This is a genomic window from Phycisphaeraceae bacterium, assembly GCA_019454185.1.
In the GTDB taxonomy this organism is placed as follows: domain Bacteria; phylum Planctomycetota; class Phycisphaerae; order Phycisphaerales; family UBA1924; genus JAHBWV01.
In genome coordinates this window covers 3,530,059-3,553,775 of sequence record CP075368.1, presented here as the reverse complement: position 1 = coordinate 3,553,775, position 23,717 = coordinate 3,530,059, and the positions used below count along the sequence as shown (strand labels likewise).

The window sequence follows — 23,717 nt, the reverse complement described above, 5'->3', positions numbered from 1 at the left end:
CCTCATTCCAGTTGATCGGCACTCAGGATCTGTTAGGATACTCCCGGTGTTCTCATGATGACGTCTGAATCCGCCGCACGCCACCTGCTCCACCTCGCCAGCGCGGGCGACGAGCCGGTGCCCGTGACCCACATGCAACTCCAGAAACTCGCGTACTACGCCCAAGGGTGGTCGCTCGCGCTCCGCGCCGCGCCGCTTTTCGCATCACGCATCGAGGCGTGGCCCCACGGCCCGGTTGTCACAGACCTGTACCGCGTGTTCGCACCATTCCGCGCGAGTGCCATTGATCCCGCCGAAGGACGCGGGGCACACAACGCCGCCGAAGGCGAGATCCGACTCCTCGAATCCATCTGGCGTGGCTACGGCCGCTTCTCCGGCTCGTACCTCCGCGAACTCACGCACGCGGAAGCACCTTGGCTCGATGCGCGACGTGGACTCTCCGAAGATGCGCCATCCAACGCCGAGATCACGCACGAATCCCTGCGTACATTCTTCCAAGGACTGGACAGCCGCGCGTGCGACCGCTTCGGCATCACGCGAAAGGAACTCGACGTCGCGATCGCCGACGCACGTTCCGGCCCTTGCATTCCGTGGTCCGACTTCAAGCGGGGCCTCTCCGGTGCAATGGCGGATTGACGTCGCGCCGCGCGCCGCCGAGGCCATCCGCGCGTTGGATCCGGCCCTGCGCGACGAGTTCATCGCCAGAATCGACGCGATCGCCACGGACCCGCTCTCGCAAGTCCGCCGCTCGCTGCCGCCATTCGAGCCGGTCGGCGCGTGGGTACTTGAATACATGTCCGAAATCGATCGCGAGCTGCGTGTCGTAGTCATCGTCACCGAGCCGGATGCGGACCAGGCGGCGATCACCCTTGCGCTGGTCAAGCTGGTATCTGATGAGATCGACGAGCCCCCCGTCTAGCACCCTACAGGATGATGGCCGGAACAAGCAGAAGCAGGGCGAAGATGAGCGAGATCAACGTCCCGAGAAACCACCACCATATCGCGCACGCGATCTTGCCAACTCGCGTCAATCCGATCGGACGATTGATCTTGGGCGCGAGAAGGAGTGCGAAGATGAGCGACGGCGCGACCACGCATGCGATCAAGGCAATCAGCGCCCCCTCGGGGCTACGCACCATCCAAAAGATAGTCGCAAAGGCGACTGCGCCGCCGATGATCCATACGAGCATAGTACTCGCGATGATGTCGAACCGGGAGTAAACAGAGAACGCATCAGGATTGAGCCGCTGCCCCAAACCGCACTCCGGGCATCGCGCCTCGCCACCCTCGGCACCAAGCCCTTCGAGTGCGTATGAGCAATGCGCGCACGTGAACCTTGGGCCACCTGCTCTCAGCTCTACCTCTGCTGCGGGCGGCATCTCGTCGTTCACGTCCGCGCTCCGAACTTTCACCCCGACTCGCTCCCCCGATCCGTCACGCCCGCCCCGCTCGCTTCACCCCCAACCCCGCATCGCATTCTGCCATCTGGCCATTTGCCATTTGCTCTTTGCCATCTGGCCTAAGCCAACCCCACCACCATCCCCACCGCCTCCGCGGCTCGCGGCGGGTTCTCAAGATCCAAGGGCAAATACACCCCCCGCTCGTGATCGCTGTTCAGCACAATCACATTCGGCGGCACGAACTTCACGCCGTTCTCCGCCTTCTCGTGCCCCAGGATGAACAGATTCACGCCCCAGCGTTCGACCAGATCCTCCAACTGCTCCGCGTCGTAGCCGCGCCCCCAGACCATAAGATGCGCGCTCCCACGCCTGGGCTCATAGTCCTCCGGCGTGAGTGGACGTGTGAGAATGGTCGGGTCGAACCTGCCCATCATGCCGATGCCCGGGAGGGAGTGTGCGCAGAGGATGTCGCCCTTGGGCGTGACGCAGCGGAGCGCGAGGGGCATCGCCTTCACGAACTCATCGATCGCGGTCTCGATCGCCTCGGCACGGTCGCCGAAGGCGAACTCGACGCCCGCATCGAACGCCTCGACCACGCGCACGCCGTCTTTGACGATCCCGGCTCCGGCGACCTGCGAGAGCTCGTGGTTGGCGAGCAACAGGTGCACGCGCTCCGGGTACGCCGCCTTGAGAGCCGCCGCCCGGGCTAGTGCGCGATACGACATGTCCATGCCGTTCATCAGGCGATCCGAATGAATCAGCTCGTGCAGCGTTAGATGCGGCCCGTTCGCGCCCGAATCCCCCGACGACCCCGCGCCCATCCCCGCGGCCTCCACCACGCGCCCCATGTGCACGGGGTTGTCGTGAAGGTCGCCCGTCGCGATGAGCTTCCCCGGCGGCTCGATGATGTCGATTGATCCCTTTCGGCACCGCGCATCCAAGCTCGCCGCGGCACCCTCGCGGAAGAGGCGCATCACAAGATCGGGGTCACGCAGATCGAGTTGGGAGAGGTCCATCGCGCCCCCTTCCGAGCCCCGTTTCAGAGTCCCACAGGGCTCGCACTCGAACCAGCGGGACGGGGCGCGATCTATTGGTCGGTGTCGGTCCGCTCCGACTGATCCATCGAACGGACGACATCCTCGGCTTTGGCCCGGAGAATCCCGAGGATCAACGACAGCCGGTCGGCGACGAGAGCCATTGTCTCGGGGCGATTGTCTGCATCAACCTCGACGCACGACATGATCAGCTCGCTGAGTTTCGGGTGGACCCTGGGATTGAGTTCCACAACCGGCTTGGGCTTCTGGATGAGACTGTCGTCGAGCGAGTTGACGAGTGAGTCGCCCTTGGCGAGTGCGGTCGGAATGTGCTGCCGGGTGAAGACCCAGTACATAGTCGCGCCGAGGTTGTAGATGTCGGTCTTCGGCGTGATCGGGCGGCGATGGACCTGCTCCGGGGCGATGTAGTCGGGCGTCCCCTGGATGCGGGGCTTGACCGTGCCGATCTTGCACCCCTGGCCGAGGTCGATGATCTTCACAACGCCGCCGTCAGCGACGACGATGTTGTTCGGCTTCATGTCGGCGTGGACATAGCCGCGCTTGTGCATGTGGTGCATCGCGTCGGCGACCTGTTGGAAGATGTCCACGGCCTGCTCGAAGTTCTTGGGGGGGGCCTTGTCGAGCGAGACACCGTCGACGAGTTCCATGACCAGGTAGAGCTCCTTGGTGGTCAGGAGCGTGCCCTTCTTGAACATTCGGGTGATCTTCCGGATGGCGGGGTGGTTGAGTTCCTGAGCGATGCGGTACTCGCTCTCGGCCTGGTCAAGGAATCGGGCATCCTTGGCGTCGCCGCGATCGACGTGCTTGAGGGCCCAGACCTGCTTGGACTTGACGTCCTGGACGACGTAAATGATGGAGGCCGCTCCCCGCCCGATCTCGGACAGGATCTTGTACCCCTCAACGGAGTCGCCTCGTTTCTTTGGTTCAATCGCCGTCACAGTCCAAACATCCATGAAACGCCCGGGGTCTGATCCGGAGCGCACGATACCCTTGATCCTTGACGCAACCCAACCGGGCGTTGCGCGAGTCGATGGTAGCCCATCAGTATGCCCGTTCGCGAGGGTTCCTGCAATCCCCGTGATGAGCCATCACTGGGCAGCGGGGTGCCCCCCCGGGGGGTGCCTCGACTATTCGATCGTGTCTCGATGACCATGCCAGAGATGAGAGCGGCATCCGCGTCGACGGGTCCAACATGTGCTATGCATCACAGACGCAACGTGGCATACATGGAGACCTGATCATGCCGACGGAATGCGTGTTTCGCGGTGCGAGAATCGATCGGAAAGAAGCCCCTGCGGGGCTGTATTGTGCCTGCGACGGACCTGAAAAATCGACGGTGAAAGACGCTCGAATCGGCGTCGAAACCGAGGCGTTCTCGGGGGCGTTCGCCTAGAATCTCATGTCCTTGGGAACCCCTGCGTGCAAGCGGCTTGTTCGCCTCTTGGACGGATCGCATAACCGCGGCCTCGTTTCCAGTTTTGAGACGTGTGTGTGCGGTGTCGCGGGGGTCTTCAAGTCCTGACGTCAGCGATTCCTCAGTGCTCGTGTGAGCGAGGCGTGCATGCCAGACAACGTTGCAACGACGGGAGCCGACGCGGGATCGGCATCAAAGAGTCAATCGCCGACCTCGGCTGCTGAGCCCAAGGGCTCCGCGGCGTCCGAGCCGGTCGCGACGAACCCCGCCGCGACGAATGGGGCGTATGGCGCGGAACAGATCCAGGTGCTTGAGGGCTTGGAAGCGGTTCGCAAGCGTCCGGGCATGTACATCGGCGGCACGGGGATCAACGCCCTGCACCACCTCGTGTACGAGGTCGTGGACAACTCGGTTGATGAGGCAATGGCCGGGCACGCGACGACGATTCGTGTGTCGGTTCTGGCCGACGGCTCCTGCTGCGTGACCGACGACGGGCGAGGGATCCCGACGGGTCCGATGAAGCACGAGGACCCGAACCTGAACGGGAAGTCGGCGATCGAGATCGTGCTGACGAAGCTGCACGCGGGCGGCAAGTTCGGCCAGGAGGGCTCTGCTTACAAGGTCTCCGGCGGCTTGCACGGCGTCGGCGTCTCGTGCGTGAACGCGCTCTCGGAGTGGCTCGAGGCGGAGGTGGTGCGCGACGGGCAGATCCACGCGATCGTCTTCGAGCGGGGCAGGGTTCGAACGCCGCTCCACACCGTCGGGCCCATCCCTGCGGGAAGCACCCGGAAGAGCGGCACGCGAGTGACGTTCCTGCCGGACGCGACGATCTTTCCCGTAACGGACTTCAGCTACGAGACGCTGGCGAATCGCCTGCGGGAACTCTCGTTCCTCAATCCCGGCGTGACGATCCATCTCGACGACGAGCGGGTCGGCCCTGATGGGAAACCACGGGCCGACGTCTTCCGCGCCGAGAACGGGTTGCTTGAGTATGTCGAGCACCTGATGATCGGCAAAACGGCGATCTCGTCTCCGGTGCATCTGCGCCGGGACGATGAGGCACAGTCGCTGGTGTGCGAGGTCGCGCTCCAGTACCACGACGGCTACACCGAGTCGGTGCTCTCGTTCGCGAACAACATCAACAACGTGGACGGCGGCACGCACGCACAGGGCTTCAGGGTCGCGCTGACGCGAACGCTCAACGCGTACGCGCGAAAGTCGGGGATCATCAAGGAGAAGGATCCCGTACCGACGGGCGAGGACCTGCGAGAGGGGCTTGTCTGCATCGTGAGCGTGAAGCTCCCGAACCCGACCTTCAACAACCAGCCGAAGGAGAAGCTCCTTAACCCGGAGATCGAAGGGTTTGTCGCCGGCGCGGTCTCGGAGGCGCTCGAAACCTGGATGGAGGAGCACCCGGCTGAGGCGAAGAAACTCTGCCTGAAGGGGATCGTCGCTGCTCAGGCGAGAGAAGCGGCCCGCAAGGCCCGTGAGCTGACGAGGCGGAAGAGCGCGCTCGACTCCGGCTCGATGCCCCACAAGCTGCGCGACTGCAAGACGCGCAACGTCGATGAGAGCGAGCTCTTCATCGTCGAGGGCGATTCCGCGGGCGGATCGGCGACACAGGGAAGGAACGTCGAGACGCAGGCGATCCTGCCGCTGAAGGGCAAGATTCTGAATGTCGAGAAGGCGCGCATCGACAAGATGCTGGCGTTCGAGGAGATCCGGACGCTGATCGCCGCGTTGCGCGTCGGCATTGCGAACGAGATCGATCTCTCGAAGCTTCGGTACGGCAAGATCGTGATCATGACGGACGCCGACGTTGACGGCAGCCACATCCGGACGCTGCTGCTGACGTTCTTCTTCCGCCAGATGAGGCCTCTGATCGAGCGGGGCCACATCTACATCGCGCAGCCCCCGCTGTATCTCCTCTCGCGCGGACGCCAGAAGCGATACGTGCTGAACGAGCGTGTGCTTCAGGACTCGCTGACCGAGATGGGGCTGGAGACGTCTTCGCTCATCGTGCGCGACATCGCGGGCGTGCCCGCCGGGGCCGAGCCCCGTGAGGTCACACGCCTTGAGGGGACGGAGCTTCGGCGCGCGGTGAAGCTGCTCAGGCGGCTTGAGGAACTCGTTGAGATCAGCGAGCGCCGGGGCACGAAGTTCATCGACACGCTGTCGCACCGGCGCGACGGGCGACTGCCCACGCACAAGGTGGATAGCGGCTCGGATGCCGCGCTCGCGTGGGACGAGCACGAGGCCCTTGAAATCGCCACCCGGAAGGGTTGGGCGAACGCGACGATCCGCGAGCTTCACGAGAACCGCGAGTTGGAGCGGATCATCGCCGACCTGCACACGCTCGGGCTCTTCATCGACGAGTACGGTCTCGTGCGGGAGGAGTCGGTGACGGGCGAGAAGCTCCACGCGAGGTTTGCGTGGGTCACTTCTTCCGCCGAGGCGCACACCGACTCCGGGAGTGCGCAGCGTGACGACGATTCCGACGACACACAGGACGAGCCGGGAGTTCGCGCCCGGTCGGGCTCGAGCCGTTCCGGAAAGGTCGTCGAGGCGGGGAGTCTCCGCGAGGTGCTCGGCTCGCTCCACGAGATCGGGCGGCGCGGGCTTGAGATCAAGCGCTTCAAGGGACTGGGCGAGATGGACGCCGAGCAGCTCTGGGAAACCACGATGGACCCGACGAAGCGTTCGCTGCTGAGGGTCACGATGGACATGGCGACGGAAGCGGACTCGCTCTTCTCGATCCTGATGGGCGAAGAGGTCGAACCGCGTCGCAAGTTCATCGAGGATCACGCCCTGGAAGTGAAGAACCTGGACGTCTGATCGGAGTGAGATTGTGACGTTTGTGCGGGCTGGAGCGTCCCCCCGTTGCGCCAGTCGTGCGCGTTCGCCACTGGGTGCCGCATCGGCACCGGATCATCGCCGATCTTGAGCGACAGCCGGGCATTCCGCCCGCGAGGGCGATGGGCACATGAGCATCCGACGTTACAACGCCAACGCGATTCCGAGCAAGGCCGGCAGGCCGAACACCGTGAACCTTGAGCAGCGCGCGCTGGAGGAACTGCTCGACGAGCTCGATGAACGGTCGGGCGCGGCGGATGCATCGAAGAAGCGCGATTTCGTCCGCTGGCCGTTCCGCCAGACAAGCATCCGCATGCACATCACGCAGGCGCGGGGCATGTCCTCGGATCTTGAGGTGGCATGCCGCAATCTTTCGTGCGGCGGCGCGAGCGTGCTGCACAGCTCCTACGTCCATCTCGGCTCGAAGGTCCGACTCGTGCTGCCGAATCCTGCTGGCGGCACGAACTCGATCGAGGGAACGGTCTGCCGGTGCCAGCACGTTCGAGGTGTGATCCACGAGATCGGTATCAAGTTCGCGAAGCGGATCGAGGCGCGTGACTATCTCCGCGCCGACGGCCAGAGCAACAGGTTCTCGCTGGAGCGCGTCGATCCGGATCGTCTCCAGGGGACGGTCGTTCACATCGACGACTCTCCTATGGATCGTCGTCTGGTTCAACACTACCTGCGCGGGACGCAGCTGCGTCTTCGTCAGACCGACGATGCGGACGAGGCCCTGCGCTGGCTCAACGAGGGATGCGACCTTGCGCTCGTCGACGCGGACCTCGGTCCTGGTCGCCCGGATGGCATCGCCTTTCTCAAGCGAGCGAGAGCGACAGGTTTCACGTCTCCGATGGTGCTGCTGGCGGCGGATATCGACGCCTCGCTCCTCTGCTCCGGCGATCCGCAGGCAGAGGCAACCCTCGGCAAGCCCTTGGAGCAGGACGTGCTGCTTCGCGCCATCGCCGAGTACCTTCTGCTGGGCGGGGGCGCCGGTCCGATGTATCCGTCTCTGCCGAACGATCACCCGAACCTCGCGCTGATCGACGGGTTTCTCGGTGACCTGAGGACGACAGCAGCCGCGCTGCAAGCGACGATCGATCAGAACGACTTCAGCCGCGCAAAATCGCTCTGTTCGAGCATCATGGGAACGGCCCCAGCGATGGGGTACGCTGGGCTTGCGGCGTCGGCCGAACAGGCCGCTCTCGCCCTCACGAAGACGGGGAGCGTTCGGGAGGCACAGCCGATGATCCGGTCTCTGATCGCGGCGTGCGATCGGGTGCGTCCTCCCCAGCAGCACGCGGCGTGATTGAACGTCCGAGAACACGCGAAATGCTGGTGGTTCGATGAGCGAAACCCCAGTTGGGGAATCGGCGTCAACCGGGGCTTCTCCGAGGCCGATCTCAGTACTCCGGGTGGTCACTCGGCTGCGGGGACGACCAGACTCGGCCGGAGAGCATCTGCATTGATCGACGCCGGTCGTCAATCGCGAGGATCGACCGAGGCGGAATCGGCTCCGCCGATCCGTCCCGCGCTCGAAGGCCTTTGCACCGGAGCAGCGGTGCTCGGGGCTTCGGTCATCGCGATCATCGGGCTCTGGACTGCGTCAACGGTCGCGTACAAGAACGAATTGAAGCAGAGTCTGATGCGGATCGCAGAGAGCGCGGCGTCGCTGGTTGACCCTGCGCTGCACTCAACCATTCGGAGCCCCGACCAGATCGACACGGCCGAGTACGACCTGGCGATCACACCGCTTCGCGCGATGCAGTCTCGGGCGAGGGGTGTGCAGTACATCTACACCTTTGTCCAGGACGGCGTAGATATCCGATTCATTCTCGACGCCGCGAAACCGGGCGACCACGACGGCGATGGTGTGGAGGATCGTGCGGGTGTGTGGGAGTTGTACGAGGACGCGGACCCGGCGACGTTCGTTGTGCTTGCGTCTCAGCCGGGCACGCCGCTGTGCTCGGCCTCTGATGAGCCCTACACCGACAAATGGGGAACGTTCATGACGGGCTTCGCCCCGATCCTCGACTCGAGAGGAAAGGCGGTCGGCGGTGTCGGCGTGGACATGAACGCGGCCGAGTATCTGGACCAAGTTGCTGCTATGCGACGCGCCGCGCTGTATGGTCTGCTTCCTGCACTGGGGGCCAGTGCGTGCGTCGGACTGATCGTGTGGGATCAGCGTCGGCGGGTGATGGCAGCACAGGCCGCGATGCGCCAGCAGACGATCGAGCTTGAGCAGAAATCGGCGACGCTCGAGCAGCAGGCCGTTGAGTTGCAGGCCGAGCGTGAGAAGGCGGAGATGGCCAATCGTGCCAAGGGCGCGTTTGTCGCGAACATGACACACGAGCTGCGAACACCCATGACCGCGATCCTGGGGTACGCGGAGTTGCTGGAACGTGAGCGTCAGTTTGATGAGGAGGCGGCGGTCTGGCTGCGCACGGTCAAGCGGAGCGGCGAGCATCTGTTGACGCTGATCAACGATGTGCTCGACTATTCCAAGGTTGAAGCAGGGAAGATGCGCGTCGAGCTGATGGAGTGTGATCCCGGCGCGTTGCTCGAGGACGTGCGGATGCTGATGCTCGAGAACGCGTCAGCGAAAGGTCTGAAGCTCGTCGTCGAGTGGGCGGGTGCGGCACCGACTCGTGTGCGCACCGATCCGACACGCCTGAGGCAGATTCTGTTCAATCTAGTGGGCAACGCGATCAAGTTCACTGCGTCTGGATCCGTGCGTATCGAAGCCGGCGTGAAGGCCGATCCTCTCCGGGACTGGCGTCTCCGCGTTCGCGTGATCGACTCGGGTATCGGGATGACCGACGAGGTGCTCGCCAGACTCTTCAAGCCGTTCACGCAGGCGGACGCCTCGATGTCGCGCCGATTTGGCGGCACCGGGCTTGGCCTGAGCATCTCACGCGAGCTCGCCCGCATGCTCGGCGGAGACATCGTGGTGGACAGTTGCCCTGGTGTCGGCAGCACGTTCACGCTGGATATCGAGGTGGGGATTGTCAGCCAGACGCTCGCCGACGATGAAGTGAAATCGCTCGCGGGCTCTGCGCAGGGGGCAACGGGCACTGCCCATGCCGAGAGTCCGCTGAGGAATCGGCGCGTCCTCCTCGTTGAGGATGGACCCGATAACCAACGGCTCGCGAAGCACCACCTCAGCAAGGGCGGCGCGGAGGTTGTGGTCGCGGGTGATGGAAAGACGGCCATCGAGATCATCGAATCCGGCACATTCGACATCGTGCTGATGGACATGCAGATGCCGGTGATGGACGGGTACGAGGCGACCAAGGCGTTGCGTCGGCGCGGATTCAAGACGCCGATCATCGCGATCACCGCGAACGCTCGCGTGGAGGACAGCAATCTCTGTCTGGCGGCGGGGTGCGACGACTTCATCGCCAAGCCGTTCACACGCCAGTCCTTGCTGGATGCGTGCTCCAAGTGGCTCGGACGATCGTCTGACAAATGTGTCGCGGCGGGCTCGGGGCACTCGTCTCGCGCGGCGTGATGGTTCCGCACGCCTGCGCCAAAGTTGCCTCGCGCGGACTCGTCTGCAAGGGTGACCAACGGGACTCGAACCCGCGACACCCGGGATCACAACCCGGTGCTCTGCCAACTGAGCTATGGCCACCATCTGCGTCGGGAGGAACCCAACGGGAGAGAAGGATAGGACGCGGCACCGCTCCCGGAAACTATCGGGTTCGAGCGGGTCGGGCCGATGCCTGTTCGTGAGGGATACGGGGGAGACTCTCCACCCCCCTCCCCCTCGACGCCTCCACGCCCACCCGTTGCCGCCGGTTCAGTGAGCGACAATCCAGTAGCCGGAGGCGGGCACTCGGGGCTAACCTTCCCTTCCACCCGGAAATGTCCAGAAATGGAGTATGCACAATGACGACCGCTTCGTTGCCGTCGCTGGATCTCGCGCCACATCGGACGCTGAGCAACCTGTCCGCCGCGGAGCTGGTGGAACGGGCTCTGGTCGCGGGAGAGGGGAAGCTCGCATCCAACGGCGCGTTGATGTGCCTGACCGGTGATCGCACCGGCCGCAGCCCGAAGGACAAGTATCTCGAGGACACCCCGGACATCCACGGGAAGATCTGGTGGGGGAACGTCAACCAGCCGATCCGCCCGGACCTCTTCGACGCGGCGTACGCCATCGCCGTCCAGCACCTGAACTCTCGTCCCAAGGTCTACACCTTCGACGGCTTCGCAGGCGCGGATCCGAAGTATCGGCTGGGCGTGCGGGTCGCGACCGAGCAGGCGTGGCACTCGCTCTTTGCGAGCACCCTCTTCATCAAGCCGGGAAGCCCCGCAGCGGGCGGGAGCACGAACTGGAAGCAGGACTGGCTGATCATCAACGCCGGACGTCGACGTCTGACCGCGGAGGAGCAGCAGAAGTTCGGCGTGAAGGGCCCCGTGCTGATCGCGCAGTCCCTCTCGAAGAAGATCGTTGTGATCCTCGGCACCGAGTACGCGGGCGAGATGAAGAAGAGCATCTTCTACGCGATGAACTACGACATGCCGGAGGTCGGGGTCTTCCCGATGCATTGCTCGTCGAACGTGGCGAAGAAGGACCCGTCGAACGTCGCGCTGTTCTTCGGGCTCTCGGGCACTGGCAAGACCACGCTCTCTGCGGACCCGGAGCGTGCGCTGATCGGCGATGACGAGCACGGCTGGTCGCCGTCGGGTGTTTTCAACTTCGAGGGCGGGTGCTACGCCAAGTGCATCAAGCTCTCGAAGGAGGGCGAGCCGCAGATCTGGGACGCGGTCCGCTTCGGATCGGTCCTTGAGAACACGCCGATCGACGAGAAGTCCCGCGTGCCGGACTACGACACGCCGAAGTACACCGAGAACACCCGCGTGACATACCCCGTCGATTTCATCGACGGCGCGGTCATCCCCTCAGTCGGCTTGCACCCGAAGAACGTGATCTTCCTGACTGCGGACGCCTTCGGCGTTATCCCGCCGGTCGCGAGGTTGTCTCCCGAGCAGGCGGCGTACTACTTCATCAACGGCTACACCTCGAAGCTCGCTGGCACCGAGGCGGGGGTGACGGAGCCCCAGCCCAACTTCAGCCCCTGCTTCGGCGGGCCGTTCCTTCCTCGCCAACCGGCCGAGTACGCGAAGATGCTCTCTGAACGGATCGCGAAGCACGGCGCGAACGTGTGGCTGCTCAATACGGGCTGGACGGGCGGTGCCTACGGCACCGGCAGCCGCTTCAAGCTCTCGTACACCCGCGCCATGGTCACGGCGATCATGAACGGCTCGCTCGCGAACGCTTCGTTCACGCCGGACCCGATCTTCGGGCTCCCGCTGCCGAGCACAGTCCCCGGGGTGCCCGCCGAGGTCCTGAACCCGCGCAACACGTGGAAGGACGGCGCGGCCTATGACGCGCAGGCGAAGAAGCTGGCCAAGCTCTTCCGTGAGAACGATGCGAAGTTCGAGATGTCAGATTCGGTGCGAAACGCGGGGCCGCGGGGCTGATCAAGCGTTGAACAAGCTGGCGTAAGAACGACCGAGGGCCGAACAATCGTTCGGCCCTCGTTGCTTGAATGAACTCCCGCTTTCGCGTCAAGCCCCCCGCTTCTGCCTTGCCTTCTCGAGCGCCTTCGTTCCTTCGTCGTTGGAACGAATCAGTCGCCCACCGCCCGACTGGGACAAGTTGAGTGTGGGCTTTTTCGGGTTGAGTTTCCCGGTGACCCAGCCGTCGAGGAGCATCGCCTCCAGTGCCTGGAAGTGAGCGAAGATCTCGCTCGCGCGTCCGCCCTGTGGGACCAGAGCGCACCTCGCTTCGACCGCATGCAGGACGTCCTTCACGTCCGCGTGCTTCTTCAGAATGTCAACCATCGCCTGGTAGTACCCGACGGAAGGCAGGATGTTGACGCCCCTCTGTAGACACTTCACGCGATGGATTCGCCCGTCCTTGAGGTCACCGAGGTAGGTCTCTTTCGCGCCGATCAGATTGAGCTTGTACTGGTTGTATTTGCCGAACTCGAACTCTGCGGCGACGCCGCTGAAGCGCTCCATGACCTGCTTGCTCGAGCCGATGTCGAACGAGCCGAAGCTGGCACGATCGATGAATTCCGTCGCGAACCCGCCCTGCGCGAGCCATCGCCACGCCTCCGTTGGCTTGAGCTTGAATCCCGCGTCCTTGGCGATCTGCGTGCAGTGGGCCTGGAGATCGGTGAAGCACGAGTTCGCGGCGTACCAGTACTGCGCGAACCGGATGTGCTGCTGGATGTTCAGCCGGTTCTTCTCGTCGTAGCGGGTCCGAAGCCACTTCTGATCGAGCTCGCCCCGCTCCATCTCGAGGATCGAGTACGCCACGTCGCGCGCGGAGGTGTGAGCCAGGGTCATGCCCGCGGCGAGGATCGGATCTGCGAAGCCCGCGCTCTCGCCGCACAGCCACCAGTTCTCGCCAGCGAGGCGCTCGGAGAGGTTCGACCAGTTCTTGGTTGTCCGGACGTCCTCGCCCGTGGTGCTCACCGCGTTCTTCAACAGTGCTGCGATCTCTGACTGCTCCGCGAGTGCCTTGTGCAGGAGCTCTTTGGGCGTGAGCCCGCTCTGCTTGTAGTAGGTCGAGGGGCAGACCAGCCCGACGGAGGACTTGGTCGGCCCCATCGGGATGAACCAGATCCAGCCGTACGGCAGCGAGCGGACCTGCACTCGTGTGCCGCCCACGCCGATCTTCACCTTCCACTCGGCGTTGTCGTAGTAGTCCCAGACGGCGATGTTCATGAGATCGGGCGGCACCTGGTTCTCGACGCCCATGGCACGCCGAATGAGGCCGACGTGGCCGCTCGCATCCACGTACCACCGAGCCGTGACGATCTCGCCGGAATCCAGTTGCAACCCGGTCACGCGATCCCCATCACGGAGGACCTCGCGAACCTGCGTCTCTTCGCGGACCATCGCGCCATGAGACTCCGCGTGTCGCAGAAGGATCTCGTCGTAGATCGCTCGCTCGACCTGAAACGCCGTGAAGAGTCGCTGGCCCTCGAACTTCGCGGGCCGGGCTTCGTCCACGAACTCCTCGGCCGGGTAGAAATCAAAGTCCCAGATATCACCGATCTTGCCCCATGTGTACGAAGCGCCGATCTTGATCGGGAAGTTGGCGGCCTCGACCTTGTCCCACACGCCCATCTCATGGAGGATGCCGCTGATCCCGGGCAACTGGCTCTCACCGATGTGCTCGCGCGGGAACTTCTCCTTCTCGAGGATCAGTACCGAAAGGTTCGGGTTGTACTTGCGGAGGAGAGACGCGACGGTCGTGCCGGCAGGACCGCCCCCGATCACGACGACGTCATACGCATCGACTCTGGCCGAAATCATGCTGGAACCCCGGACGAGTGGAACCCACGAACGAGCGCTTGCGAGCACCCTGCGACCAATATACATCGGTTCCGGCTGAAGTATGCTCGATCAATCGCAAGAACTTGCTCTCCGACTACGCCCCTCCGGGGGGGCCAGGGGTGGGGTCAGAGCTGCGGCCCGGCTCGACGGTGTCCGAGAACCGCGGCGGTTCCGTCTGTCCGACCCTCATCGGGAACTACGATCCGGTATCGATGCACGATTCGGGTCCGATCCTGTTCTACGACGGCGACTGCGGGCTCTGTAACCGCTCGGTTCGCTGGGTCATCCGCCGCGACCGGAGCGGGAGCATCCGCTACGCGCCGCTGCAGGGTGAGACATATCGAGACCTCGAACTTCCCGGGAAGCCCCAAGACCTCTCATCGATGGTGTACCTCGATCGCGGGGTGCTTTCCACGCGAAGCGATGCCACAGTGCGTGTGTTGGGCACGCTCGGGGGTGGGTGGGCTGTGGTTGGCGGGACTCTCCGGTTGATCCCGCGCCCGATCAGGGATTGGGCCTACCTCTGGTTTGCCAAGCGTCGCCACAGGTTTACGCCCGGGGCTTGCCCGATGCCGGATCCGACACTCCTCAGCCGCACACTGCCCTGAGCAGTTTCGACGCTGGCTCAGGCGGGGGCATAGCTTGGGGCCAATGATCGAGCGAGGTCCGTATAACCTATGCGGCCCGATCTGAAGTCTCAGAACTCGTCGCACGTCCCAGAATCCGGTGCTGGGCGGCGGGTTCGGCCGATACACACCCTTGGAGATCTCTCTATGGCGTCCTTTCCTACGCCCGCTCCCAACTCGGCCGATGTCGGACTTGTCGGCCTGGCAGTCATGGGCACGAATCTCGCCTTGAACATGGCCGACCACGGCTTCAAGGTCGCCGTCTACAACCGAACCCCCACCGTCACCGAGCAGGTTCTCGCCGAGAACCCGCCCGCCGTCTTCGGGACGACGGGTGGCGGCCTGGTCCCCGCGGCGGAACTCAAGGACTTTGTCGGCTCCATCAAGAGACCGCGGCGGATCGTCATTCTGGTCAAGGCGGGGGGCCCGACCGACGCCGTGATCGATTCGCTCTCGCCCCTTCTTGAGAGGGGTGACCTGATCATCGACGGGGGCAACGCGGAATGGCAGGACACCATCAGGCGCGAGAAGGCACTGAATGACAAGGGACTTCTCTTCGTTGGTTCCGGCGTTTCCGGCGGAGAGCTTGGAGCTCGCTTCGGTCCCTCGCTGATGCCCGGCGGCAAGGCAGAGGCGTGGGCATTGCTCAGGCCGGTGTGGGAGGCGATCGCCGCGAAGGTTGACGCGAAGACCGGCAAGCCGATCGACGGCGCATCTCCCGGCAAGCCGGTGAGCGCGCCGGGCGCTGTGCCGTGCACGACGTACATCGGTCCGGGCGGATCCGGCCACTTCGTCAAGATGGTGCACAACGGCATCGAGTACGGCGACATGCAGCTCATCTGCGAGGCGTATCACTTCATGCGTGACGTGCTCGCCTTGCCCACATCCGAGATGTCGCGGATCTTCGCCGAGTGGAACGCGGGCAACCTCGACTCCTTCCTGATCGAGATCACCGCGGACATCCTCCGCGAAACGGACAAGGCCACAGGCAAGCCCTTCGTCGATATCGTCCTGGATGCGGCCGGCCAGAAGGGCACCGGGAAGTGGACGATCAACGCCGCACTCGACATGGGTGTGCCGGCACCGACCATGGCCGAGGCAGTCTTTGCGAGGAACATCAGTTCGCTGAAGGAAGAGCGTGTGGCGGCGGCGGCCATCCTGAAAGGACCCGAGATCGGCGCGCACGCCCATTCTGTCGGCTCGGGCGATTACAACTGGGTCGAGGCCGTGCGCGATGCGCTCTACTGCTCGAAGATCTGCTCGTACGCGCAGGGGTTTGCGCTGATGAACGCAGCGGGAAGGGCGAACAACTGGGGCTTGAACCTCGGCGAGATCGCGTCGATTTTCAGGGGTGGGTGCATCATTCGTGCACGCTTCCTGCAGAAGATCACCGAGGCGTACGCGCGTCGCCCCGACCTGCCCAATCTGCTCCTTGATCAGTATTTCGCTTCGGTCATCGACCGCGCCCAGCGGCACTGGCGGGCCGTCGTTGCCCGTGCCGCGGTGCAGGGCGTGCCAGTTCCGGCGTTTGCATCCGCGCTTTCTTACTTTGATGCGTATCGCACGGAGCGTCTCCCCGCGAACCTGCTGCAGGCCCAACGAGACTACTTCGGCGCACACACCTATGAGCGCGTCGATCAACCACGAGGCACCTTCTTCCATCTCGACTGGCCCCATCCGGAGCGCCCGCAGGTTCAAGCATGACGATGCACAACCCGAGCAAGTCCGTTTCGACCACTTCCGGCACGCATCCCGCGCCGGTGACGCCCAGGCGATTGCTCGCCCGCATCGCGCCCGAGCGCGCGGTCGAGGTCGTCGCCCCGCGCGGCGTCGCGGCCGGCAGGATGACGCTCCGGCCGCTCATTGAATCGGATCGTGAACCGTTTCTTGCGACGATCAACGGCAGCCGCGCACACCTCGAACGGTGGATCCCGCTCAACAACCCGGGCGAATCCGACGACGCGTTCTTCGAGCGTCAGTTGCAGCTGGCGTCCACCGGGGACTCGCAGGGCACGGCCTGGCGTCGCATCGGTGTGCTTCCGAGCGGCGAGATCGTGGGCGGATTCAACCTGAACGCGATCGCACGCGGGCTCCAGTCGTCCGCTGATATGAACTGGTGGATCGCGTCGGGCCATACCAGGCAAGGGCTCGCACGCGAGGGGATCTTGTCCACCTTACGACACGCCTTTGCGGACCTTCCTGCGGGGCTGGGGTTACACACGATCCACGCGGGCATAGCGCCGGAGAACGATGCGAGCATCCGCCTTGCCCTTTCGCTCGGATTCAGCCACGAACGCGGCGTGCAGTCGTATCTGCGTGTCGGCGAGCGATGGGAGCTGCACGATATCTATGCCATGACTGTGCTCGATGCGCACGCGTTGGCTGGTTGACACAATTCGCGAACACGCTCATTCGTCCCGTGGCTCGTCGCCGTCAGGTTCAATCTCGCCGCCACCCGGCAGCTCTGCGGGCTTCGGCCCCTCTGCTCCCGGTGTTGGTCTGATCTCGTCCGGCTGGGGGATCGGCACTACACCGGCCGGTGTTTCGAGCATCATGCCCGGAACGGGCTGGAACTCGCCTCCCGGGGCAACGCGCATCTGGCCGGTCACGACGAGGTAGTTCAGGATCGCGTTGCGAAGGTCCGTCTTGGCGCGATCTCGGTCGTTCTCTGAACGGAGGAGGTCGTTCTCTGAGTCGACGATCGACTGGGGATCGACAATGTCCTCCTTGAGTTTCTGTTCGCGGAGACGCTCGCGGTTGATCGAGACCTGTCGCTCGGCGAGTGTCAGCGAGAACCTCGCCCGATCGATCTGTCGCACCGCGCTCCGTGACGTGACGACGACATCGTCTCTGGCTCGCTCGTAGTTACGGATCTGGCGTTCGAGCTGCACCATTGTCCGCTTGAGACCGAGTTGCTCGATCTTTCTATCGAGGGGAAGAGAAAGATCCACGCCCGCGCTGTAGCGCGTGTAATCAAAGTCGAAATCGACCCCGCCCTCTCGTGTGCCCGGATCGGTGGGCACGCCGACCTGCCCCCTGATGTCAAGGTCAGGTAGCACGTTGTTCTTTGCATTGGCGACGGCACGTCTCGCGTCCGTCACGCGGTCGCGCTGGTTCTGAAGGTCGAGCCGGTACTCGAGCGCGTACTGGGCGGCGACATACTCGTCGATCTCCGGCTCTGCGAGCTCGAACTCCAGCGCGGCGATCTCGATCGGCTCCTTCGGGTCGAGCCCGAGCCGAACCTTGAAACGGTCCAACTGCAGGATGTACTGCTCACGGAGCGAAGCGAGCGACGCCACGCCCGAGAGCAACTGGTTCTCGACGATCGCGACACGGAACCGGCTCTCACGCCCCGCATCGACGCGGGCCTGGGTCGCCTCATTCAGACGCCGGAGCGACTCGATCTGACGCTCCTGGTTTGCGATCTGCGAGCGGGTCTGGAGGAGGGCGAAGTAATCATCCGCGATGTCCGCGAGGAACGAGCGTCGGAACTCCTCGAACGAACGGGCGGCGTAGATGATGTCACGCTCGGCCTGGATGATGCTCTCGCGAGCCGTGACGCCTCCCCCACGCAGGAGCGGGATGCTGCCGCCGAGGATGAGTTCCGATGACTGGCGATACTGCCCGCTCACGGAACTGCGGAGCTGCTCCGTCGCCCGCCACACCCAGCGTGCTTCCACCTCGCCGCCGTAGGGCAGACGCTGTGTCGCGCGAAGCGAGTTGACGACGTTGATCGCGTGGTCGAACGAGCCGCTGTCACCAGAGGCGCCGACGGTGACCGCCGTGTCGTTGAAGAGGCGCGGACCCCAGCGATGCTGCTCGATCAGCAGCGAGATCGCGGCTATGAGATAGTCTTCCTCGGCGTTGAGATACTCACGTCCCGTGCGCTGGACGATGCGGAAGACATCCGTGATCGTGAGGGTCCGAACCTCCTGCCCTGCGCCGCTGGCCCGCCTTGCGTAGGACTCGAGACGAGCCGCCACGTCTCTGGCTTCGTCCGCAGGAACGAACGTCAGTTCGTTGACATCTGGGTTTGTTGTGTCGGGATTGATCGAGTTCTGGTACGGCCGCCTGACAGAGTTTGGGTCTAGTGACTCTCGGATCGGCGCGGTGGGACCCGCACCGATGGTGTCGGTTCGTGCCGCCATGAGCCGGTTGGTGACGCGATCAATGTCCGATAACCCTCGAGAACATCCGCCAAGAGCGAGCACGCCGGCCGTCAGCAAGACGCCGAAGATCATTGAAGAGGTGCACAATCTGGGCACTCGAAAGTCCTTTGTTCGTAAACGTATAGGAAAATGGGAAGCGTCTGTCATGCTCATCTTGCGACGAGTGGCCCAACTGTACCACTTTCCGGCCCCTCTCGTTGCGAGCGGGTCCATTCGGTCCTATCCTTCGGGTTCCCCCCAGCCGCCGGGCGGGCCGTCCACGTGGGCGGTAGACGGTCGGTATTCCCAACCTCGTCGGGCGGCCCCAGACGACCTCCTCCATTCACTCTTGGAGGCACGGAGCGATCCAACGCATGGCCTCTGTGACCTACGACGGCCGCAGCTTCATGCTCGACGGTCGAAGAATCTGGCTCGTTTCCGGCTCGATCCCCTATTTCCGGGTTCCTCGCGCGAGCTGGGCGGATCGCATCCACGGCGCGAAGTGCGCCGGGCTGAATGCCATTGATGTGCCGATCGCCTGGCAGCGCCATGAGGCGCGGGCCGGACAGTTCGACTTCAAGGGCGAGAATGACATCCGCCACTTCGTCGAGCTGATCGGCAAGGCCGGCATGATGGCGATCCTGCGCGTCGGTCCGTACATCGGGCAAGATCTGGACATGGGCGGGCTCCCCGCCTGGCTCTCGGCGATGCCCAACATCTCGATGCGCACCAACTCGGGTGCGTTCCTTGAGGCGTGCTCGCGCTATCTCTCCGCGGTTGCCGACGAGGTCCGTGATCTTCAGGTCACCGCGCCCGGCGTGGGCGGACCGATCGTGCTCGTGCAGAACGAGTTCTCATGGACGTGCGGCGACGACACGCTCGCCAACGCGTATCTCGGCGAATTGATCCGCTATCTGCGCGAAGGGGGCATCAATGTCCCCATCGTCAACGCCAACAACCTCTGGCAGGGTGTTGAGGGTGAGATCGACGGGTGGTGCGGCTCAGAGCAGATGATCTCGACGCTCCGGCAGCTCGCCACCGTTCGCCCCGATCAGCCCCGCTTCGTCATCGACTTCAACCTCGGCGCGTCCTCCACGTGGGGCTCCGAGCCAAAGCCGCAGGTTGAGCCGCTCGTCGTGCAGCGGCGTCTGGCGGAAGTTCTCGCAGCGGGTGGCCAGTTCAATCTGCAGCCCTTCTTCGGCGGCACCACGTTCGGCTTCGCCGGTGGGCGTGAGCACGAGGGTTCGGAAGGATTCTTCTGCGCATCCAACGACCGCGGTGCGCCGCTGGACGAGGCCGGACGCCCCACCGAGTCGTACAAGGCGATCCGTCGTGTCTGCCACTTCGCGTCGCAGTTCGGGCGCGTGCTTTCCAATCTTGACACCTCGTACCAGCCGGTGATGCTCGACGTTGCGCAGCATGTCGGATCACGCTCCGTTGCGCGCCCCGCGAAGGGTGAGACCCAAGCGGGCGGGTTTGTCGTCGCCCATGCGAACGGCGGGCAGGGCGGGGTCGCGTTCATCTTCCGCGATCAGCAGACCAAGACGCCCGCCGCGGCAACACTGCTCCTCGCGGACGGATCGAACGTCTCCGTGCCGATCGGCCAGCAGCACGTTGCGTGGTGCCTCATCGACGTGCATCTCGGCGGGCGCTCGCGGATCGACTACAGCGCGTTCAACGCGTTCGCGATGGTCGGCAAGGTCTTCGTCTGTTACGGGCCGTCCGGCTCGCGGGGCGTTGTCTCGATCAATGGTGCCCCGATCGAGCTCGAGGCCCCGTCCGGGAAGAAGCCGACCGTCGTCGCGCACGAGGGGATTCACATCGTCCTCTGCAGCGAGAGCCAGATCGACTCGGCATTCGTCACCGAACGCACCGTGATCGTCGGCGCCTCGGCGATCAGCGCGTCCGGCGAGCCCATTGTGGACGACGCGTCAGAGCAACGCCAGGTCACGGTCATCGACTCGGAGGGCGTGGTGAAGTCGGGCGGCGCGAAGGTTCGCCCCGCGCCCAAGTCCGCCCCGAAAGCAATGCTCAGCGCGATGACGCCCGTCGAGTCTGCCGACTACATCTCCGGCCAGAGCGCACGCTTCGCGACCATCGCGGGGCCTGCGGATCTTGTCGCGCTCGGTTGTCCGTGGGGCTACGGGTGGTATCGACTGGGCATCAAGTCGGGTTCCGCCAAGCGGGTGAAGGTTGCCGCGCCGCACGGGGCAGATCGCCTGCACACGTTCCTGGACGGTGAGTTCCTGGGTGTGCTGGGCGTCGGTCCGGGCGCGAATGACCACATCACGCTCTCGCTCAAGAAGGGCTCGCACAATCTGGTGATGCTCGCGGAGAATCTCGGGCGTCGCAGCGGCGGCGTCTCGCTCGCCGAAAAGAAGGGGCTGCACGGCCACCTTCAGGTCGTGCAGGCGATCAAGGGCGTGAAGAGCAAGGTTGTGATCGCGGAGCCACTCGACCTGCTCAAGTTCCAGTCTCCTTTGTGGGAGGTCCGAACGGGTGACACCACGGTCCCTGAGCGCCTCACGCTGACGTTCTCTCACCGGAAGTCGACGCCGGTCCTTATCAAGGTCCAGAACTCGCGCGCCCGAGCGGTGCTCGTTGCGAACGGGACACCGATCAAGTTCCTCGAGCGCGGCGCGACCGTTTCCGTTCTGCTCGACGCGCCTGTGCTGCACAAGGGAAACAACGCGATCCAAGTCGCGCTGGTCGGCGAGGGGCTGACGCTCACACCCGAGCAGGCCTTCAAGGACGTGAAGATCCAGATCGAGGAATGCGTCGACAACCTCACCGCCAAGGCCGACTGGGCCTTCGCCAAGTGGGAGCAGCCCAACGGCGCGGCGTTCAGGGCGTCCAAGTCGGGTTCACACAACGGTCCCACGTGGTGGCGGGGCTCCTTCACGGCCAACAGCAACGAGTCGCCGCTGTTCATCGATCTCTCCGGCATGACCAAGGGCCAGATCTACATCGACGACAAGCACCTTGGGCGCTACTTCGTCTCTATGCCGGGGGCGGGCGCGGTCGGGCCGCAGACCTCGCACCTCATCCCGAGCGCGTGGATCACGCCCGGCCAGACGCATGAGATCGTAATCTTCGACGAGCACGGCGGAAACCCTTCGAAGTGTCGCCTTGTGTACGCAGCGGGAGCGCACGCCATCCGAGTCTGACTCTGGGCGCGACGGCCCTGTGCCGCAGGAGTCTCCCGATGTCCTCACCGATGTGGATCGAAGCGGTCTCGTACGCTGCCCGGGCCCATCGTCACGGCATGCGCAAGGACGGGCGCACGCCGTACGTCGCGCACGTCTTTCGCGTGGCGATGACCGTCCGCGACACCTTCGGCTGCGACGATCCGATCGCTATCACAGCGGCCCTGCTCCACGACACCATCGAGGACACCTCCACCGACTACGACGATATCGAGGAGACCTTCGGCCATGATGTGGCCGAGTGTGTGTCAGCACTGACGAAGAACGCCGCGTTGCCTGAGCACGAGCGCGAGTCAGACTATGACCGTCGTCTCTCGCTGGGTCCGTGGCAGGCGCGGCTGATCAAACTCGCCGACACGCACGACAACTACCTCGACATGTCGACCAACGCGCGTCCATCAATCGAGAAGGCGCGGGCACGCTGCGAGCGTGCGATCCTGCTCGCTCGCCCCGATGTCAACGACCATCCGGAGGTCGCGTGGGCGATAGAGATCGTCGGGCAGCTTATTGCCGACGGTTGAGAGCCCCGCGGAGATCTGTCATCTGCCGCTCGAGGGGGAGCAGCTCTTGAGCGAGCCGCTCGTTCTCGTTCAGCAGTTTCGCTCGCTCATTCGGGGAGAGGGACGGGTTCTGGAGTGCCGCGAGATTGGCCCGCTGTGCGCTCCGCATCGCCTCCATCTGGAGCTGCAGCACCTGGAGGCGTTCGAGCAGGACGAGGCGCTGGGCATCGACCTCCATGCGGTTCGGATCTCGGCCGTTGACCTGCATCGAGAACGACTCGCTGCCGGAATCGTGCCACTCGGAACGGGACTCGCCGGCCACACCTGCTCTGGGCGAGCGTGCCGTGCCCGGCCCCGTGTCGGAATCGGCCCATCTGGCGAGTGCCTGCGCGCACGCGAGCCACGCGTCCCGATCGACCGCGACGCCGATCACACCTTCGGCCCCCGCGCTGATGATGCCCGCCCTGGACATGCGGATGCGCCACGCTTCCTCGAGCGTCTGGCTGTCGAGGAACCCGCCACCGCGCAGCCGGTTGAAGGAGCCGAGCGCAACGCGCACGTCGATCGACTCTGCTCGTCCTTCCGAGTCCAGACGCCTCACACGCAACGACATGGATTCGCCGGGATCGTGCGAGACGATCACGGCCCGGAGCCGATTCTGCGAGAGGGGCTCGCCGTTGGCCGCCTCGATGACATCGCCCGGACGCAGGTGCCGGGCCGCGTCGAATCCTTCGATCAACGTAGCGACGGCCACGCCGTTCTCGACTGTGCCCCCGAACTGGATCCCCATGGCGGCACGCGGAGAGTTCTTGAACATCGCCCTGCCGAGATCGATAAGACGGGCACGCTGCTCGGGCGTGAGCCCTTGAACATCCCTGAGGATCGCGAGCACCTCTCGCGCCGTGATCGCGGGGTTTGCGCCGAGTTGCTCGACGGCGCGATCCCGCTCGTCGAGCGATGACGAATCAAGCGCACGGATCAGCGGCGTGAGGTCGAGCGTTCTGTGCGGCGCGTCCGAGCTGCCGGGCTGCGCCAACGCCCTGCCCGCAACGGCGAGTCCAAGCCCGCAGATCGCGGCATGGATGGCCAACGCGCGAGCCGCAGATCGGAAGACTCTGGATTGTGCAGCGGCGCTCCGCACCGGAACCTCCAATGAGGGATT

The 23,717-nt window shown here is 64.4% G+C and carries 18 protein-coding genes and 1 tRNA gene; 12 read left to right on the top strand and 7 right to left on the bottom strand.

Going from position 1 to position 23,717, the window contains the following annotated elements; translation table 11 throughout:
* Positions 1–54: 54 nt before the first annotated feature.
* Positions 55–636 carry a SocA family protein gene (locus tag KF838_14835; protein QYK48052.1) on the top strand — a complete coding sequence of 194 codons (582 nt, stop codon included), beginning with the start codon at positions 55–57 and terminating at the stop codon, positions 634–636.
* Positions 620–919, top strand: a complete 300-nt coding sequence (locus KF838_14830) for a hypothetical protein (GenBank protein QYK48051.1) — start codon at positions 620–622, stop codon at positions 917–919. Before KF838_14835 ends, KF838_14830 begins: the two co-directional genes overlap by 17 nt.
* A gap of 4 nt (positions 920–923) precedes the next feature.
* Here the strand turns inward: KF838_14830 and KF838_14825 are convergent, their stop codons facing one another.
* From KF838_14825 to KF838_14815, 3 genes are all read right to left on the bottom strand, one after another.
* Complete coding sequence (locus tag KF838_14825) at positions 924–1,391, bottom strand: hypothetical protein (protein QYK48050.1); 468 nt, start codon at positions 1,389–1,391, stop codon at positions 924–926.
* Between the two features lie 128 nt (positions 1,392–1,519).
* Entirely contained in the window at positions 1,520–2,416 is an 897-nt protein-coding gene (locus KF838_14820; protein ID QYK48049.1) for a hypothetical protein, read from the bottom strand.
* A gap of 71 nt (positions 2,417–2,487) precedes the next feature.
* Entirely contained in the window at positions 2,488–3,408 is a 921-nt protein-coding gene (locus KF838_14815; protein ID QYK48048.1) for a serine/threonine protein kinase, read from the bottom strand.
* A gap of 287 nt (positions 3,409–3,695) precedes the next feature.
* On the opposite strand from KF838_14815, the gene KF838_14810 reads away from it, so the two are divergent.
* The 4 genes from KF838_14810 (at position 3,696) to KF838_14795 (ending at position 10,230) form a co-directional block, all read left to right on the top strand.
* Positions 3,696–3,848: a hypothetical protein gene (locus tag KF838_14810; GenBank protein QYK48047.1), complete on the top strand. Its 153-nt coding sequence runs from the start codon at positions 3,696–3,698 to the stop codon at positions 3,846–3,848.
* 168 nt (positions 3,849–4,016) lie between these two features.
* Complete coding sequence (locus KF838_14805; GenBank protein ID QYK48046.1) at positions 4,017–6,704, top strand: DNA gyrase subunit B; 2,688 nt, start codon at positions 4,017–4,019, stop codon at positions 6,702–6,704.
* A 148-nt stretch (positions 6,705–6,852) separates the two neighbouring features.
* Positions 6,853–8,028: a response regulator gene (locus tag KF838_14800; GenBank protein QYK48045.1), complete on the top strand. Its 1,176-nt coding sequence runs from the start codon at positions 6,853–6,855 to the stop codon at positions 8,026–8,028.
* Between the two features lie 156 nt (positions 8,029–8,184).
* Complete coding sequence (locus KF838_14795) at positions 8,185–10,230, top strand: response regulator (GenBank protein QYK48044.1); 2,046 nt, start codon at positions 8,185–8,187, stop codon at positions 10,228–10,230.
* 50 nt (positions 10,231–10,280) lie between these two features.
* Here KF838_14795 and KF838_14790 read toward each other — a convergent pair.
* A tRNA-His gene (locus KF838_14790) sits at positions 10,281–10,353 on the bottom strand.
* Between the two features lie 257 nt (positions 10,354–10,610).
* Here KF838_14790 and pckA point away from each other — a divergent pair.
* Entirely contained in the window at positions 10,611–12,206 is a 1,596-nt protein-coding gene (pckA, locus tag KF838_14785) for a phosphoenolpyruvate carboxykinase (ATP) (protein ID QYK48043.1), read from the top strand.
* A gap of 87 nt (positions 12,207–12,293) precedes the next feature.
* On the opposite strand, the gene KF838_14780 is transcribed toward pckA, so the two are convergent.
* Positions 12,294–14,054 (bottom strand): tryptophan 7-halogenase, encoded by a 1,761-nt coding sequence (locus KF838_14780; GenBank protein QYK48042.1) that lies wholly within the window; start codon positions 14,052–14,054, stop codon positions 12,294–12,296.
* Between the two features lie 233 nt (positions 14,055–14,287).
* On the opposite strand from KF838_14780, the gene KF838_14775 reads away from it, so the two are divergent.
* From KF838_14775 to KF838_14765, 3 genes are all read left to right on the top strand, one after another.
* A complete protein-coding gene (locus tag KF838_14775; GenBank protein QYK48041.1) occupies positions 14,288–14,683 on the top strand; it encodes a DUF393 domain-containing protein in 396 nt (131 codons plus the stop codon).
* Between the two features lie 165 nt (positions 14,684–14,848).
* Positions 14,849–16,405 carry an NADP-dependent phosphogluconate dehydrogenase gene (gene gndA, locus KF838_14770; GenBank protein QYK48040.1) on the top strand — a complete coding sequence of 519 codons (1,557 nt, stop codon included), beginning with the start codon at positions 14,849–14,851 and terminating at the stop codon, positions 16,403–16,405.
* A complete protein-coding gene (locus tag KF838_14765) occupies positions 16,402–17,091 on the top strand; it encodes a GNAT family N-acetyltransferase (protein QYK48039.1) in 690 nt (229 codons plus the stop codon). The genes gndA and KF838_14765 overlap by 4 nt, the downstream gene beginning before the upstream one ends.
* 18 nt (positions 17,092–17,109) lie before the next feature.
* Here KF838_14765 and KF838_14760 read toward each other — a convergent pair whose 3' ends face one another.
* A complete protein-coding gene (locus tag KF838_14760) occupies positions 17,110–18,849 on the bottom strand; it encodes a TolC family protein (GenBank protein ID QYK48038.1) in 1,740 nt (579 codons plus the stop codon).
* Positions 18,850–19,223: 374 nt separating this feature from the next.
* On the opposite strand from KF838_14760, the gene KF838_14755 reads away from it, so the two are divergent.
* Entirely contained in the window at positions 19,224–22,016 is a 2,793-nt protein-coding gene (locus tag KF838_14755) for a beta-galactosidase (GenBank protein QYK48037.1), read from the top strand.
* Positions 22,017–22,054: 38 nt separating this feature from the next.
* Positions 22,055–22,576 (top strand): bifunctional (p)ppGpp synthetase/guanosine-3',5'-bis(diphosphate) 3'-pyrophosphohydrolase, encoded by a 522-nt coding sequence (locus KF838_14750; GenBank protein ID QYK48036.1) that lies wholly within the window; start codon positions 22,055–22,057, stop codon positions 22,574–22,576.
* On the opposite strand, the gene KF838_14745 is transcribed toward KF838_14750, so the two are convergent.
* Complete coding sequence (locus tag KF838_14745; protein ID QYK48035.1) at positions 22,560–23,696, bottom strand: PDZ domain-containing protein; 1,137 nt, start codon at positions 23,694–23,696, stop codon at positions 22,560–22,562. The two genes, KF838_14750 and KF838_14745, sit on opposite strands and share 17 nt — an antisense overlap.
* Positions 23,697–23,717 lie beyond the last annotated feature (21 nt).